Below are 15,060 nucleotides of genomic sequence, written 5' to 3' on the forward strand. Positions count from 1 at the left end.
CCGTGACCGACGGTTTCGGCCCGCGCGAAACACCGCATGAAATACTGCACGCCAGCTGTGTCGCCGTCGCCGATCGCGGTGCACTGATCATCGGACCTTCGGGCAGCGGCAAGTCGACCCTCGCCCTGTCCCTAATGGCATACGGGGCCAGTCTGGTTGCCGACGACCGGGTAGCGCTGGAGCGGGTGAACAACACGGTGATCGCGTCCGCGCCGGCGCCCATCCGGGGCCTGGTTGAGGCGCGCGGAATCGGTTTGCTGACCTGCGACACGGTCGGCCGGGTGCCGGTGACCGTGGTGGTGGATATGGCAAACTCGGAAACGACAAGATATCCCGACAAGCGCACGATTCCCTTGCTGGGGCAGCCGATGGCCCTGTTGCATCGTGTCGATGGCGTGCATTTCGCGCCGGCGTTGATGCAGTTTCTCAAATCGGGAAGGTACGAGAGCGAATGAGCCAGAACGACAGCGACACGATCCGGGTGGTCCTGGTCACAGGTCCGTCGGGAGCTGGCCGTTCGACGTCGATCAAGGTGCTGGAGGATCTGGGGTTCGAGGCGATTGACAATCTGCCCTTGCACCTGATGCCGCGATTGTTGGACGGACCCGGGCCGCACCGCCCTCTTGCCTTGGGAGTGGACACGCGAAACCGTGATTTCTCGACCGCTGCTCTGCTCGATCTGATCGAGCAACTGGCGCGACGCTCGGCCACGGACCTGTCGGTGCTGTATCTCGATTGCCAGAGCGACATCCTGCTGCGGCGCTTCTCGGAAACCCGGCGCCGGCACCCGCTGGCACCGGCGGAATCGCCAGAGATCGGCGTCGCCAGAGAACTCGATCTGATGACCCCGATCCGCGACATCGCCGATGCCCTGATCGACACGTCCGAACTGAACGTTCACCAGTTGCGCGCCGAGATCGAGCGGCGGTTTCTGACCGGCGCCGGTGGTCGGCTGGCGGTGTCAGTCCAATCGTTTTCCTACAAGCGCGGGCTGCCACGCGGTATCGACATGGTGTTCGACTGCCGCTTTCTCCGCAATCCCTATTGGCATCCGCCGCTGCGGATGCTGGATGGGCGGGACCCGCGAGTTGTGGCCCATGTGCGTGCTGACGATCGGTTCGACTCGTTTTTCGACCGTGTGCTGGATCTGACGCAAATGCTGTTGCCCGCCTATGTCGAAGAGGGCAAGTCGCACCTGTCCATCGCCTTTGGCTGCACCGGTGGGCAACACCGGTCCGTGGTTCTGGCAGAAACCCTGGCCAAGGCCCTTGCAGAGGCGGGGCAGCAAGTGTCAATTAGGCACCGCGAACTGAACGGTCGCCAAGCGAATGAGAGGCCCAGTTGATCGGAATCGTGATCGTGGCACATGGCGGTTTGGCCAGGGAATACCTGGCCGCGATCGAACATGTCGTCGGGGTACAGCCGGGTATGCTGGCTGTGGCGATCGAAGCAGAGCACGACCGGGACGAGAAGCAGATCGAGATCTGCGAGGCCGCGGATGCGGTGGATGCCGGAGATGGCGTTGTTGTGGTGACCGATCTGTTCGGCGGTTCCCCCTCGAACCTGAGCTTGCGGGCCTGCACACCGGACAATCGGCGGATCCTCTATGGGGCAAATCTGCCGATGCTGATCAAGTTGGCAAAATGCCGCCAGATGCCGGTTGCGGATGCCGTGCGTGCGGCAATGGAAGCCGGCCGGAAATACATAAACACGCAGAACATAAGCATTCAATAAGAGCCTTTTGCCAACATGACCGAGCGCAGTTTGAAGATCATCAACGAAAAAGGCCTGCACGCGCGAGCCTCGGCCAAGCTGGTCGAGGTCGTCGAAGGGTTCGACGCGCGCGCCGAGGTATCGCGCGATGGCTTGTCAGCATCGGGGGACAGTATTATGGGTCTTCTGATGCTGGCGGCATCCAAGGGGATGACGATCGACGTTCATACCTCGGGGCCGGATGCCGACGCATTGGCGGTAGCGATCGAAGCGCTGGTCGCGGATAAATTCGGCGAGGGGTACTGACCACCCGCCGGCTGCGCGAAGGACGGGATGGGATAGTGGCGGAGTCCGCACAAGACAGCACACCGGCCGCCGTGCCGGACGGCGAATCGCCGCAAGGCGAGATCTATGACCGCCGCACACTGACCTATGCCAATTCTTTTGACGATCGCTGGACCTCGCTGGCCATCCGCGCCATCGAATGGTGCACCGGAAAGATCACGATTCTGCGAATGGTCAGCCGGTTTGAGAAAACCAACGAACAGTATCGCGGACAGAAGTTCTGGCGCGGCGCGCTGAATGTCATGGGTATTCAGTTGAAAACCCCGGCTGAACAGCTTGCGCATATCCCCGCGGACGGACCGGTGATCGTGGTGGCCAACCATCCGCACGGGATGGTCGACGGGATGATCTTTGCCGATCTGATCGGGCGCGTCCGCCAGGATTACAGAATTCTGACACGCTCGGTTCTGACGGGCCTGGACGAAGCGGCGACATCCTTCATGATCCCGGTGCCGTTTCCGCACGATCCCGAGGCACAGAGCAAGATGGTCGAGATGCGCGCCAAGACCATGGCGCATCTGAAACAGGGCGGTGTCGTGGCATTGTTTCCCTCTGGTGTCGTGATGTCGTCGGACAGCTGGTTCGGACCGGCCATCGAGCGGGAATGGAACGTCTTTACCGCCAAGCTGATCCGGCGCTCGGGTGCCACAGTCGTGCCGATCTATTTTCCCGGGCGCAATTCCCGCGCCTATCAAATCGCAAACCGGATTTCTCCGGTCCTGCGGCAAGGGTTGTTGCTGCATGAAATCGTCCGCTCATGCAACAAGCCGCAGGCGCCGATCATCGGCGCGCCGATCAGCGAGGCGGACATGGCGCTGCTGGAAACCGACCCGCGCGGGTTCATGGCGTGGTTGCGACAGCACACGCTGAATCTGGGGCGTTCCGCTAAAAGATAGACAGAACGGGCAGCACCGGATCGCGGTTGCCGCCGAATTGGGGCCTGTCTGGCGGTGCCTGGTGTTTAGCGGGTCGGAACCGGCACTTCGCCGCGATAGTCATAGAAACCGCGCTGAGCCTTGCGGCCCAGCCAGCCGGCCTCGACATACTTGGTCAGCAGCGGACAGGGGCGGTATTTGGTATCCGCCAGCCCGTCATGCAGCACGTTCATGATCGCCAGGCAGGTGTCCAGACCTATAAAGTCTGCCAGTTCCAGCGGACCCATCGGATGGTTGGCGCCCAGCTTCATCGACTGGTCGATGGACTGCACGTTGCCGACGCCCTCGTACAGCGTATAGACCGCCTCGTTGATCATCGGCATCAGGATGCGGTTGACGATGAACCCGGGGAAATCCTCGGCGCTGGCGGCCGTCTTGCCCAGGCGGTCCACGACCTCGCGGCAGGCGTCATAGGTGGGCTGGTCGGTCGCGATCCCGCGGATCAGTTCCACCAGTTGCATCACCGGCACCGGGTTCATGAAATGGAATCCCATGAAGCGTTCCGGCCGATCCGTCCTGCTGGCCAGCCGGGTGATCGAGATCGACGAGGTGTTCGAGGTCAGAATCGTGTGCGGCTGCAGATGCGGCTGCAGGTCTTCGAAAATCGCCTGTTTGACGCTTTCGCGCTCGGTGGCGGCCTCGATGACCAGATCCATGGCCCCCAGATCGGGCAGGGTCAGAGTCGTGTCGATCCGCGACATCGCGGCTTTTGCCGCGGCCTCGGTGATCTTGCCGCGCGCGACCTGGCGCGCCATGTTGCCCTCGATCCCCGCCAGGGCGGCATCCAGAGCATCCTGGCTGATGTCGTTCAACAGCACGTTATATTCCGCCAGAGCCATGACATGGGCAATGCCGTTGCCCATCTGTCCCGCACCGATCACGCCGATAGTCTGAATGCTCATGTCCCCGCCTTTCGTCTTGCGTCGAGGCGACCATATCGGTCGCGGGCAGGCGGGGACAAGAGGCAGAAACCACAACAGTTTGCGGCAAATGATCCAGTTAGCCGAATCGCAACGTTTGTCGATCAAATCTGGTTGCGGGTGAACTGAAATTTTTGGTGGGTAAGATGAGTTTTGAAGTACCAGGCGCAGGTGCGCTTGACGAAGCGCCATGTCGTTATGGCGCCTCCAGATTGCCGGTCCGCGGACCGCGCAGATCCCTGGAACAGCCATATGTGGCGATTTTGGGCAGCAGCGATACGTATGGCCGGTTCATCGACCGGCCGTTTCCGGCGTTGATCGAATCCGCGCTGGACCTGCCTTGCATCAATCTGGGCTGCGCGAATGCCGGGGTCGATGCCTTTCTCAATGACGACGATCTGATGGAGATCTCTGCCGGGGCCGAGGTAACGGTGGTGCAGGTGATGGGCGCGCAGAATTTGACGAACCGGTACTACCGGGTGCATCCGCGGCGCAATGACCGGTTTCTGGCCGCCACGCCGATGCTCAGCGCGATCTATCCCGAGGTCGATTTCACCGACTTTCATTTCAACAAGCACATGCTGATCACGCTGCACGCTCTGTCCGCAGAGCGTTTTGCGGCGGTGCGCCGCGAGTTGCAGTCGATCTGGGTGGCGCGCATGCGTCTGTTGTTGCGCAAGACCGGGCAAAAGACCCTGTTGTTGTGGCTGCGATATCGCAACGCCAAGGGGCCGTTGGGCGCAGACCCCTGGATGGTGACGCGCGATATGCTGGCGCAGCTCGAACCCGATGCGGACGGCATTCTGGAAATTCCGGTGACGCTGGCCGGTCCGGCCGGCGAGACGCCGCACATGCATTTCGGACCGCTGCAGGCGCCGGCGGCCGAACAGGCCATCGGTCCGGTTACCCATTCCGAAATCGCGCGACAGCTCGGTCAGGCGCTGTCCCGGGCCATGTAGGCCCGGGCGCAACCTGTCGGAGCTGCCCGCGCGTCTCAGCGCCCGAGGGTAAAGAACTCGTCGTTCGGGCGCATGCTGGTGACATTCGCCATGCGGTTGGACAACCCGAAAAAGGCCGAGATCGCGGCGATGTCCCAGGCGTCCTCTTCATTGAAACCGTGGGATCGCAGCCTCTCGAAATCGGCCTCGCCAACCGCATAGGCCTGGTCCGAAACCTTGACGGCGAATTCCAGCATCGCCTTTTGACGGTCGGTGATGTCCGCCTTGCGGTAATTGACGGCGACCTGATCGGCAACCAGAGGATCCTTTGCCCGGACGCGCAGAATGGCGCCATGGGCAACCACGCAATATTGGCATTGGTTCAAGTTGCTGGTGGCCACGACGATCATTTCACGTTCGGCCTTTGTCAGATTGCCGGGCTTTTCCATCAGGGCGTCATGATAGGCCACGAAAGCGCGAAACTCGTCCGGACGATGCGCAAGAGTCAGAAACACGTTGGGAATGAAACCGGATTTTTCCTGAACCGTCAGAATGGTTTCGCGGATGTCATCGGGCATCTCCTCCAGCGAGGGCACGGGAAAGCGGCTGATGGCAGGGCTGGTCATGTCTTGGTCTCCGAAATGTCTGGCCGGTGCGCCAAAGGGCGTCAGGCCGGGGGGGTGGACCCCGGGACGGGGTCCGTCATCGGGGCTTGGTCAGCTGTTGGGGCGGACGCGGGCCGCGGTTTTGTCGGCAAAGGCCGCCAGTCGTGCGCGTGCGGCGGGCTGGGTATTGACCACGCCGGCGACCACGGATTCCGCATAGGCGGCATCCAGCGCCGACATGTTCTGCATGTGGCTGATCGCCGAGCAGATCGCGAAGTTCGTCAATGGCAGGTTGGCGGCCGCGCGCCGTGCCAGCTCCATCGCCTTGTCAAAGCTGGACCCGTCGGTCAGGTATTGGGCCATGCCCATGTCGACGGCCTCCTGACCCTGGTGAACCCTTCCGGTCAGCATCATGTCGATCATCCGCGCCTTGCCGACCAGATCGGCCACCCGGATCGTTGCGCCGCCACCGGTGAACAGACCGCGCTGACCTTCGGGCAGGGCGAAATAGGTGGTTTGATCCATGACGCGCACATGCGCGGCGCTGGCCAGTTCCAGACCGCCGCCAACCACGGCGCCCTTGAGCGCCGCAATCACCGGCACCCCGCCATATTCCATCTTGTTGAACGCCTCGTGCCAGCGCAGGCAGACATGCATGAAATCCGCCGGGCTGCGGTCTTCGTCGTGATGTTCGACCAGATCCAAGCCGGCGCAGAAATGTTCTCCCGCCCCGGCCAGCACGACCGCTTTCACATCCGCCCGCGCGGCATTGGAAAAGAAATCGACCAATTCTTCGATCGTGGCGGCATCCAGGGCATTGCGTTTCTGGGGGCGGTTCAAGGTCACCACCCAGACGCCATCATCTTGCGGATCGATGGCCAGGTTGGTGAAACGGGAGATATCGAGATCTAGGGGCATCGGTTTGACCTTTCGGGAATAGGGACAGGGGTTCGGGTTACAGGCACATCTCGCGCAGAGCGGCCTTTTTAATCTTGCCGGTCGCCGTCATCGGCATCTCGTCGACAAACACGGCGCGGTCCGGGATCGCCCAACGCGCGATGCGACCGGAATAGAGCGCAAGCACGTCTTCTGCGGTCACAGTGCTGCCGGGCCGGGCGAGCAGGGCCAGCAGCGGCCGTTCGCCCCATTTCTCGCTGGGTTCGGCGATACAGGCCGCCTGGGCGATCGCCGGGTGTTCCAGCGCGATGTTTTCCAGTTCGATCGACGAAATCCATTCGCCGCCGGACTTGATGACATCTTTCGAGCGGTCGCGGATCTGCAAATAGCCATTCGCGTCGATCGTGGCGACATCGCCGGTGTCGAACCAGCCGTCCGGTGCGGCACTGTCTTCGGCGCGGAAATAGCGTTCGATCACCCAGGGGCCGCGGATCATCAGATGGCCCGAGCTTTGGCCGTCATGGGGCAGGACCTCGCCAGTGTCCTGGGTCAGCGCAAAGTCGGCACCGAATAACGGGCGGCCCTGGGTGGACAGAATGTCCAGCTGCGCGGCTTCGTCCAGTGTCGCGTGATGCGGCATCAGCCGGCAGACCGTGCCCAGCGGCGAGACCTCGGTCATCCCCCAGGCGTGACGGACCTCGACCCCCATCTGCTGAAAGGCGCGGATCATTGCGGCCGGGCAGGCGACGCCGCCGATCATGATTTCGCGCAGGGTGCTGAGGGGCAGACCGGATTTCGCGATGTGGTCGATCAGACCCTGCCAGACCGTGGGAACCCCCGCCGACAGGGTGACGCCGGCCGCCTCGCACAGCGCATGCAGCGCCTTGCCGCTGAGGTCGGCGCCGGGCAGAACGATGGCCGCGCCGGACAACAGGGCCGAATAGGGCAGGCCCCAGGCGTTGACATGGAACATCGGAACCACCGGCATCACCCGGTCCGAACAGGACATCGACAGCGCATCGGGGTGACAGCTGGACAACGCGTGCAACACTGTCGAGCGATGCGAATACAGGGCGCCCTTGGGGTGGCCCGTCGTGCCGGAGGTGTAGCAGAGGCCGCTGGCGGTGTTCTCGTCCAGCAGGGGCCAGGCGAAATCGTCCGGTACGGCGTGCAGCCAGGCGTCATACGCCTGCAAGGTATCGGTTGCGTCCCCGGTCAGGGCCACCCAATGCCGCACGTCCGGGCACAGGGGCTGCAGCGCCGCGACGGTTTCGGCGAAATCCGGATCAAAGAACAGCAGATCGTCCTGGGCGTGGTTGATGATATAGGCGATCTGATCCAGGTGCAGGCGCGGGTTGATCGTGTGGCAGACCGATCCGATCCCGGACACCGCGTAATACAGTTCCAGATGACGCGTGGTGTTCCAGGCCAGCGTACCGACCCGCGCGCCCGGCTGAACGCCATTGGCGCGCAGGCCGGTGGCCAGCCGCTTTACCCGTTCTTCGAACTGCGCATATGTCATCTCGCTCAACGTGCCGTTGCCAGTGGCCTCGATGATCCGCTGTTCAGGGCTGGTGCGCGCCGCATGTGTCAGGATCGACGAGATCAGCAGCGGCACCTGCATCATGTTTCCCATAAGGTGCATCGGTAATCCTTTCCGTGTTTGCCGGGTCGCGGCCGGTCTGGGCGCTCTATGCGCGTGCTTCGGGGTCAGAGTGGGGCCGACAGCAGGCTGTCCGCTCCGTCCACGATGCGCTCGCGCAGGGCGTCGGTTTCGATCAGAATATGCTCGGCGAAAAACCGCGCGGTGGCGATCTTTGCGTGCAAAAACGCGTCATCCGAACCCTGGTCCAGCGCCGCTTCGGCGGCCAGCAGGGACCGGCCCAGTTGCCAGCCGACGGCCAGGTTTCCGGCCAGCATCAGATAGGGTACGCTGCCCGCATAGGCAGTGTTCGGATCCTGCGGGCCAACCTGCAGCAGATGGTTGACCGCCGCCGTAAAGGCAGCGCGTGCCCGCGCCAGCCGCACCGAGACCGCCAGTGCATCGACCGATCCCTTGGCCAGCGCCTCTTCGGTTCGCAGGACCATCCGGGCCAGCCGGTGCGCGGTGTCGCCGCCATCGGCCAGGGTCTTGCGGCCCAGCAGGTCGTTGGACTGGATCGCGGTCGTGCCTTCATAGATCGGCAGGATCCGGGCATCGCGGTAATGCTGCGCCGCACCGGTTTCCTCGATAAAGCCCATGCCGCCATGCACCTGAACGCCGTCCGAGGCGACCTGGACCGCGCGTTCCGTGCAATAGCCCTTGACCAGCGGCACCAGAAAACCGGCGATCGCATCCGCCTCGGCCCGGATATCAGCAGTAGCGCCGTGGCGGGCCAGATCCTGCCAGCCGGCGGTGGCGATGGCCAGCGCCCGGCCGCCCTCGGTCAGGGCCCGCATGCGCAACAAGAGGCGGCGCACGTCGGGGTGCTGGATGATCGGAACCGACTCGGCAGTCGAGCCGTCGACCGGACGGCTCTGGACCCGTTCGCGGGCATAGTCCAACGCCTGCTGGCGGGCGCGTTCGGAGACCGCGATGCCCTGCAGCCCGACCGCATAGCGCGCCGCGTTCATCATGGTGAACATATAGCTCAGGCCGCGGTTTTCCTCGCCGACGATAAAGCCGGTCGCGCCCTCGTATTCCAGTACGGCGGTGGGGCTGGCCTTGACCCCCAGCTTGTGTTCGATGCTGACGCAGTGCAGATCGTTGCGCCGGCCCAGCGTGCCATCCGGTTGCACCAGCCTTTTGGGAACGATGAACAAACTGATGCCCTTGACCCCCTTGGGGGCGTCCGGCAGCCGGGCCAGCACCAGGTGGACGGTGTTCTCCGCCATGTCGTGTTCGCCATAAGTGACGAAAATCTTGGTGCCGGTGATGCGATAGCTGCCATCCTCGTGGCGCTCGGCGCGGGTGCGCAGCAAGGCCAGATCGCTGCCCGCCTGCGGCTCGGTCAGGTTCATGGTGCCGGTCCAGCGGCCACTGATCAGATGTTCCAGATAGGTTGCCTTTTGGGCGTCGGAACCGGCGGTCAGCAGGGCTTCGATGGCGCCCTCGGTCAGCAGCGGGCACAGCGCAAAGCTGACATTGGCGGCGTTCAGAATTTCGGTCGCGGCAGCACCGACCGCCCGNCGGCCACTGATCAGATGTTCCAGATAGGTTGCCTTTTGGGCGTCGGAACCGGCGGTCAGCAGGGCTTCGATGGCGCCCTCGGTCAGCAGCGGGCACAGCGCAAAGCTGACATTGGCGGCGTTCAGAATTTCGGTCGCGGCAGCACCGACCGCCCGCGGCAATCCCTGACCGCCATGGTCGACAGGATGCGGCAGACTTTGCCAGCCCATATCGACGAACTGTTTGTAAGCATTTGAAAAACCGTCTGGCAGGATCACCTTTTCGCCATCAAAGCGCGATGCGGCCTGATCGCCCGGCGCATTCAGCGGCGCGATCTCTTCGGCGCAGAACCGTCCGAATTCCTCAAGCACTGCCGACACGTCCTCGAGATCCAGCTCCGCATAGGCTGGCAGGGTGCCGATGTCGGACCAGGTCGACAGATGTTCGATACAGAAGAGAATGTCGCGAATGGGCGCTTCGTATTTCACCGGCCAACCTCCTGGGCGTTTGCGTCATGGCTGTATTCTTGCCCGAAAACGAATTGGACGCTATCACCTTCACGGACGCAAGATTTGCAAAAAGTGACAAAACCTGCTGTCCTGCGATCCCATGAAACCGTCGCATTCCCCGCCGAGTCTTTCGACCGTCTCGCATGCGTTCATCCAGGATTGGCTGGGGGTGCTGCAGGCGCATTGTACGCCGGCGCAATTGCAGAGGTTTCTCGATGAAACCGACCTGGCATCGGGTGCCGATCAACCGTTGGCGCGGGTGACGCATGATCAGATCGTGCGCCTGTATCAGCTGGTCGCGGTCGAAACCGGCGACGAGATGATGGGTCTGTGGAGCCGCCCGATCCGCAAGGGCGCGCTGAAACATCTCTGTGTTTCGGTGCGCGGTGCCGCCTCACTGGGGGGCGCGCTGTATCGTTTCGCCACATTCTGGAACCTGTTGCTGGACGACTATTTTCTCGAACTGCAGGAAGACGGAGACATCCTGCGCCTGCGTATTCGGCCAAATGCCACGCCGGTGCCGAACCGGTTCGGGCACATGCTGCTGCTCAAGCTGAACCATGGCATCACGTCCTGGCTGGCCGGGCGGGAACTGCCGCTGCGCGAAGTCGGGTTCGTGTTTCAGCGCCCGGAATTCGCCCAGGATTATCCGATCCTGTTTCCCGCGCCGGTGCGGTTCGGTCAGCCCTGTTCCTATATCGGGTTCGACCGCGGGCTGGGCGGGCTGGAAATGTCGCGCACGGATGCCGAGATGCAGGAGTTCCTGCAACGCGCGCCGAGAGACTGGATTTTCACCAGCTATCGCGAGCACGCGCTGTCGTTGCGGATACGCGAGTTTCTGTTTCTGTCCGACAACCTGGATTTCCGCCTCAAGGATGCCGCCCGCGCGCTGAACATGACGCCGCGCACCCTGATGCGGCGGCTGGACGATGAACAGACCTCGTTCCGGGCCATCCGGGACGGGCTGCGCCGCGACACCGCGATCCGCGAACTGACCCAGGGCAGCAAGAGCCTGGAAGCGATTTCACAGGATGTGGGGTTTTCCTCGGCGGCCAGCTTTCACCGGGCGTTCCGGACCTGGACCGGCATGACACCTGGCAGCTATCGGCGCAAGCAGCGGCGCGGGACCGTGGGGCCGTGACCAAGCGGCGCAGGGTCTAGTCGAGGCGCTTGCGGTCGGGTTTCTGGGTGCCGCCCCGGGTGGCCAGATCCTGCAGGATCGGACAGTCGGGACGCTGGTCTCCGGCGCATTCGGCCACCAGCGTGGACAGGGTTTTGCGCATCTGTTCCAGCTCGTTCAGCTTTTGGTCGATGCGCTGCAAGTGTTGGCGCGCGACCGCCTTGACGTCGGCGCTGGCGCGGCTGTGGTCGTTGTACAGGGCCAATAGGGTCCGGCAATCGTCGATGGAAAAGCCCAAGGACCTGGCCCGCCCGAGAAAGGTCAGCTTGTGCAGGTCCGTCTCGCGGAACCGGCGATAGCCATTTGACATGCGCTGGGGCGAGATCAGCCCGATCCCTTCGTAATACCGGATCGTCTTGGCCGGCAGGCCCGACAGGCGTGACACGTCTCCGATATTCATGTGCGGGTCCTCCGGTTGAGTTTCGCTGGGGTCCTATTCGGCGGCCTGTGGCTGCAGGCGCGCCGCTGCACCTGACGCTTCGCCGGGCTCGGACAGGGCCGGCGGGATCAATCGCAGCCGCAGCGCGTTGGTCAGCACAAAGACACTGGACAGCGCCATCGCCGCCGCCGCCAGAACCGGCGACAACATCAGGCCAAAGGCCGGATACAGCAGACCGGCGGCGACCGGGATCAGCGCGGCATTGTAGCCAAAGGCCCAGAACAGGTTCTGCCGGATGTTGCGCATGGTGCGGGCCGACACGTCAAATGCGTTCACAACACCCAGCAGATCGCCGGACATCAGCACCACATCCGCCGCTTCGATGGCCACATCCGTACCGCTGCCGATGGCGATGCCCACATCCGCATGCGCCAGTGCCGGCGCATCGTTGATGCCGTCGCCGACAAAGGCCACCTTGCGTCCGCCCTGTGCCAGATCGGCCAGGGCGGCGACCTTGCCGTCTGGCAGAACCTCGGCGATCACCTGATCAATGCCGATCTCGTCGGCAATGGCCTGGGCGGTCGCCCGGTGGTCGCCGGTGATCATGGCCACCTGCAATCCCATCCCGTGCAGGGCCGCAATGGCCTGCCGGCTGGTCGGCTTCAGCGGATCGGACACGGCGATCAGGGCAGCGATCTGTCCGTCGATGGCGACAAACAGCGGGGTGTGGCCCCGCGCGGCCAACTGGCTGGCTTTGTCCTGAAAGCCCTGCAGGGGTACGTTCTCGCGGTGCATCAGACGGTCGGCACCCACCAGGACCCGATGTCCGGCGACGCTGGCACAGAGGCCGTAGCCGGTAATCGATTCGAATTCCTCGATCTCGGGCAGGGCGATTTCGGCCGCTTGGGCCGCCCGCAGGATGGCCTGCGCGATCGGGTGTTCCGAGCGGCTTTCCACCGCCGCCGTCAGCGCCAGGACCTGGTCGCGCTGAAACCCGGCGGCCGGGATCAGCTCGGTCAGTTCCGGCTGGCCCTGTGTCAGCGTGCCAGTCTTGTCCAGCGCAACGACATGCGCGGCCTGCAGGCCCTGCAACGCGTCGCCCTTGCGAAACAGCACGCCGATCTCGGCGGCGCGCCCGGTGCCGACCATGATCGAGACCGGCGTGGCCAGTCCCATCGCGCAGGGACAGGCGATGATCAGCACCGCGACCCCGGCGACGAGCGCATGGGACAGGGCCGGCGCGGGACCCAGCACCAGCCAGGCGACCACCGTCAGCAGCGCCAGACCCAGAACCGCCGGTACGAACCACAGGGTGATGCGATCGACCAGGCCCTGGATGGGCAGCTTGGCCCCTTGGGCCTGTTCGACCATGCGGATGATCTGAGCCAGTGTCGTGTCGGCCCCGACGCGCGCGGCGCGGAACTGAAAGCTGCCGGTGCCGTTGACCGTGCCGCCGGTCACCGGATCGCCCGTGGTCTTGGCCACCGGCACCGGTTCGCCGGTGATCATGCTTTCATCGACATAGCTGTGGCCCTGCACGACCTCGCCATCGACCGCGATACGTTCGCCAGGGTGCACGGTCAGGATGTCGCCCGTCACCACCTGATCGGTGTCGATTTCCACCGTCCGGCCCTGGCGCAGCACATGGGCGGTGCGGCTCTGCAGTTTCAGCAGTTTGCGGATCGCCTGTCCGGTGCGCCCCTTGGCGCGAGCCTCCAGCGACCGGCCCACCAGGATCAGCACCACGATGACCGACGCGGCCTCGAAATAGACCGCGCGGGTGCCCGGCGGCAGCAGTCCCGGAAAAAAGGTCGCGATCACCGAAAACGCATAGGCGGCAAATGTGCCCAACGCCACCAGACTGTTCATGTCCGGCGCCCGGCGCAGCAAGGCCGGTATGCCGCTGGCATAAAACTGGCGGCCCGGCCCCGCCAGAACGGCGCTGGTCAGCAGAAACTGCAGGATCCAGCTGGTCTGGTGCCCGATCGTCTGACCGATCCAGTGATGAAAGGCCGGGACCGCGTGGCCGCCCATCTCCAGAACAAAAACCGGCAGGGCCAGCAGGGCCGCCAGCAGGGCCTGACGAGACAAGGTCCGGGCTTCGGCCTGTTTGCGCTGGCCGGTGTCGGGGGCGGCGACGGGATCGTCCAGCCGGGCCGGATAGCCCGTGTTCGCGGCCAGACGCAGCAGCGCGTCTGGCGTGACCTGCCCTTCGAGATAGGTGACCTCGGCACTCTCTGCGGCCAGGTTGACCTGCGCCGCAGTCACCCCCGGCATCGCGCGAAAGGTCCGTTCCAGCCGTCCCACGCACGAGGCACAGGACATCCCGGTCACCTGCATGCGCAGAGTCCGCAGGCGCGCGGGATAGCCGGCCTTTTCCACGGCCGCCACGGCTGCGGCTACGTCCGGCGTCCCCGCAAACGTGAGCAGAGCCGTGTCCGTGGCGGGGTTCACGGCCACCGTTCGGACACCGTCCAGCGCCCGCAGCGCCTTGTCGACACGGCTGGCGCATCCGGCGCAGGACATGCCCTGCAGCGTCATCCGAAGCTGTGTGTTTTCCGTCATCGGACTCATCCCCTGTCTGTCTTTGATAGATAGGTAATGCTTCCACCAACAGGAAGGTCAACGGCCGAAATCGGTTTTTCCACGTGCCGCGGGTGCGGTGCGCGATGTCACCGCGCACGCTGAATCGGCCTAAAGCGTTTCGAGATCAATTTGAGACATAGCCTGCAGCGTTGAAGTCATTCCAACGCTCTGTGGGATCCTATGGCTCGCGGATTTCACCAATTGCCTTGAAGACCGCCAAGACCGCTGTGAATGAGCGCGCCCCGATCGGGTCCGGATCGAAACGGATCAGGCGCCGTGACGCCAAGGCGGCATCACGTGGCGGACTTGGTCGGCAAGGCATGTCAGGGACTGACACGCCTTGCCGGGGGAGTGCGGCGGGCGACAGAAGCCACGCCGCGGGGAAAGTCGAGCGCGCCTAGGCCGCCGGGCGGTTCACTTCACGCTTCTTGCGCGAGGTGGTCTTGACGATCGCCTCGCCGTCCACGACCACCGCGCCATTGACGCGGCAGATCGTCTGCAGAACCGCGCGGTGACGCCCGTCGATCAGCTCCTTGACGGTGACCTCGGCATGCACGGTATCGCCGGGGCGGACAGGGCCAACGAAATTCATCTGCTGTGAGATATAGATCGTGCCCGGACCAGGCAGCCGGTTGGCCACGGCGGCCGAAATCGTGCTGGCGGTCAGAAATCCGTGCGCGATGCGGCCACCGAACGGGGTTTCGCGAGCGAATTCCTCGTTGATGTGAATGGCGTTGGTGTCGCCTGATGCACCGGCGAACAGGATGATATCGGCCTCGGTGATGGTCTTGGCAAAGGTGGCTGTCATGCCGATTTCGAGATCTTCGAAATCATAACCGTTCATTTCGTTCATTCGATCTGCTCCGTGGGTTCAGATGTGATTACATATTCGGATAGTTTGGTCC

At 63.7% G+C, this 15,060-nt stretch carries 15 protein-coding genes and 1 pseudogene; 7 read left to right on the forward strand and 9 right to left on the reverse strand.

Annotation, left to right across the window (positions count from 1 at the left end):
• Positions 1-2: 2 nt before the first annotated feature.
• Genes ACFMPD_RS11090 through ACFMPD_RS11110 form a run of 5 tightly spaced genes read left to right on the forward strand, consistent with a single transcriptional unit; the run spans position 3 to position 2,954 of the window.
• Positions 3-455 (forward strand): HPr kinase/phosphorylase, encoded by a 453-nt coding sequence (locus ACFMPD_RS11090; protein ID WP_380994080.1) that lies wholly within the window; start codon positions 3-5, stop codon positions 453-455.
• Positions 452-1,345, forward strand: coding sequence for an RNase adapter RapZ (gene rapZ, locus ACFMPD_RS11095; protein ID WP_380994082.1), 894 nt, complete (start codon positions 452-454; stop codon positions 1,343-1,345). The genes ACFMPD_RS11090 and rapZ overlap by 4 nt, the downstream gene beginning before the upstream one ends.
• Entirely contained in the window at positions 1,342-1,734 is a 393-nt protein-coding gene (locus ACFMPD_RS11100; protein ID WP_380994084.1) for a PTS sugar transporter subunit IIA, read from the forward strand. Before rapZ ends, ACFMPD_RS11100 begins: the two co-directional genes overlap by 4 nt.
• Before the next feature lie 15 nt (positions 1,735-1,749).
• Entirely contained in the window at positions 1,750-2,019 is a 270-nt protein-coding gene (locus tag ACFMPD_RS11105; protein ID WP_380994086.1) for an HPr family phosphocarrier protein, read from the forward strand.
• Positions 2,020-2,054: 35 nt separating this feature from the next.
• Positions 2,055-2,954, forward strand: a complete 900-nt coding sequence (locus tag ACFMPD_RS11110; RefSeq protein ID WP_380994088.1) for a lysophospholipid acyltransferase family protein — start codon at positions 2,055-2,057, stop codon at positions 2,952-2,954.
• Positions 2,955-3,019: 65 nt separating this feature from the next.
• On the opposite strand, the gene ACFMPD_RS11115 is transcribed toward ACFMPD_RS11110, so the two are convergent.
• Positions 3,020-3,895, reverse strand: a complete 876-nt coding sequence (locus tag ACFMPD_RS11115) for a 3-hydroxybutyryl-CoA dehydrogenase (RefSeq protein WP_380994090.1) — start codon at positions 3,893-3,895, stop codon at positions 3,020-3,022.
• 164 nt (positions 3,896-4,059) lie between these two features.
• Here ACFMPD_RS11115 and ACFMPD_RS11120 point away from each other — a divergent pair, with 164 nt between their 5' ends.
• Positions 4,060-4,872: a DUF6473 family protein gene (locus ACFMPD_RS11120; protein ID WP_380994092.1), complete on the forward strand. Its 813-nt coding sequence runs from the start codon at positions 4,060-4,062 to the stop codon at positions 4,870-4,872.
• 35 nt (positions 4,873-4,907) lie between these two features.
• Here the strand turns inward: ACFMPD_RS11120 and ACFMPD_RS11125 are convergent, their stop codons facing one another.
• The 5 genes and pseudogenes from ACFMPD_RS11125 to ACFMPD_RS17610 form a co-directional block, all read right to left on the reverse strand.
• The gene (locus ACFMPD_RS11125) at positions 4,908-5,477 is read right to left on the reverse strand and encodes a peroxidase-related enzyme (protein WP_380994093.1); all 570 of its coding nucleotides are present in this window, start codon (positions 5,475-5,477) and stop codon (positions 4,908-4,910) included.
• Between the two features lie 90 nt (positions 5,478-5,567).
• A complete protein-coding gene (gene dmdD / locus ACFMPD_RS11130) occupies positions 5,568-6,374 on the reverse strand; it encodes a methylthioacryloyl-CoA hydratase (protein WP_380994095.1) in 807 nt (268 codons plus the stop codon).
• A gap of 37 nt (positions 6,375-6,411) precedes the next feature.
• The gene (locus ACFMPD_RS11135) at positions 6,412-7,998 is read right to left on the reverse strand and encodes a long-chain-fatty-acid--CoA ligase (protein WP_380994096.1); all 1,587 of its coding nucleotides are present in this window, start codon (positions 7,996-7,998) and stop codon (positions 6,412-6,414) included.
• Between the two features lie 65 nt (positions 7,999-8,063).
• A complete protein-coding gene (locus ACFMPD_RS11140; RefSeq protein ID WP_476463238.1) occupies positions 8,064-9,353 on the reverse strand; it encodes an acyl-CoA dehydrogenase C-terminal domain-containing protein in 1,290 nt (429 codons plus the stop codon).
• A gap of 183 nt (positions 9,354-9,536) precedes the next feature.
• A pseudogene (locus ACFMPD_RS17610) lies at positions 9,537-9,989 on the reverse strand (acyl-CoA dehydrogenase family protein); the annotation flags it as partial.
• Positions 9,990-10,110: 121 nt separating this feature from the next.
• Between ACFMPD_RS17610 and ACFMPD_RS11145 the strand changes: the two are divergent.
• Positions 10,111-11,151: an AraC family transcriptional regulator gene (locus ACFMPD_RS11145; protein WP_380994100.1), complete on the forward strand. Its 1,041-nt coding sequence runs from the start codon at positions 10,111-10,113 to the stop codon at positions 11,149-11,151.
• A 16-nt stretch (positions 11,152-11,167) separates the two neighbouring features.
• Here the strand turns inward: ACFMPD_RS11145 and cueR are convergent, their stop codons facing one another.
• The 3 genes from cueR to ACFMPD_RS11160 form a co-directional block, all read right to left on the reverse strand.
• Positions 11,168-11,590 (reverse strand): Cu(I)-responsive transcriptional regulator, encoded by a 423-nt coding sequence (gene cueR / locus ACFMPD_RS11150; RefSeq protein ID WP_380994102.1) that lies wholly within the window; start codon positions 11,588-11,590, stop codon positions 11,168-11,170.
• Positions 11,591-11,623: 33 nt separating this feature from the next.
• Complete coding sequence (locus ACFMPD_RS11155) at positions 11,624-14,134, reverse strand: heavy metal translocating P-type ATPase (RefSeq protein WP_380994104.1); 2,511 nt, start codon at positions 14,132-14,134, stop codon at positions 11,624-11,626.
• Between the two features lie 418 nt (positions 14,135-14,552).
• Positions 14,553-15,008 carry a MaoC family dehydratase gene (locus ACFMPD_RS11160; protein WP_380994106.1) on the reverse strand — a complete coding sequence of 152 codons (456 nt, stop codon included), beginning with the start codon at positions 15,006-15,008 and terminating at the stop codon, positions 14,553-14,555.
• Positions 15,009-15,060: the final 52 nt, after the last annotated feature.

The organism is Sedimentitalea sediminis, assembly GCF_042687825.1.
Classification (GTDB): Bacteria; Pseudomonadota; Alphaproteobacteria; order Rhodobacterales; family Rhodobacteraceae; genus Sedimentitalea.

Bases quoted from the DNA above. Each gene is read 5' to 3' on its own strand.
- rapZ (WP_380994082.1), top strand. From the start codon at position 452: ATGAGCCAGAACGACAGCGACACGATCCGGGTGGTCCTGGTCACAGGT.
- ACFMPD_RS11105 (WP_380994086.1), top strand. From the start codon at position 1,750: ATGACCGAGCGCAGTTTGAAGATCATCAACGAAAAAGGCCTGCACGCG.
- ACFMPD_RS11115 (WP_380994090.1), bottom strand. From the start codon at position 3,895: ATGAGCATTCAGACTATCGGCGTGATCGGTGCGGGACAGATGGGCAAC.
- ACFMPD_RS11120 (WP_380994092.1), top strand. From the start codon at position 4,060: ATGAGTTTTGAAGTACCAGGCGCAGGTGCGCTTGACGAAGCGCCATGT.
- ACFMPD_RS11125 (WP_380994093.1), bottom strand. From the start codon at position 5,477: ATGACCAGCCCTGCCATCAGCCGCTTTCCCGTGCCCTCGCTGGAGGAG.
- dmdD (WP_380994095.1), bottom strand. From the start codon at position 6,374: ATGCCCCTAGATCTCGATATCTCCCGTTTCACCAACCTGGCCATCGAT.
- ACFMPD_RS11135 (WP_380994096.1), bottom strand. From the start codon at position 7,998: ATGCACCTTATGGGAAACATGATGCAGGTGCCGCTGCTGATCTCGTCG.
- ACFMPD_RS11140 (WP_476463238.1), bottom strand. From the start codon at position 9,353: ATGAACCTGACCGAGCCGCAGGCGGGCAGCGATCTGGCCTTGCTGCGC.
- ACFMPD_RS11145 (WP_380994100.1), top strand. From the start codon at position 10,111: ATGAAACCGTCGCATTCCCCGCCGAGTCTTTCGACCGTCTCGCATGCG.
- cueR (WP_380994102.1), bottom strand. From the start codon at position 11,590: ATGAATATCGGAGACGTGTCACGCCTGTCGGGCCTGCCGGCCAAGACG.
- ACFMPD_RS11155 (WP_380994104.1), bottom strand. From the start codon at position 14,134: ATGACGGAAAACACACAGCTTCGGATGACGCTGCAGGGCATGTCCTGC.
- ACFMPD_RS11160 (WP_380994106.1), bottom strand. From the start codon at position 15,008: ATGAACGAAATGAACGGTTATGATTTCGAAGATCTCGAAATCGGCATG.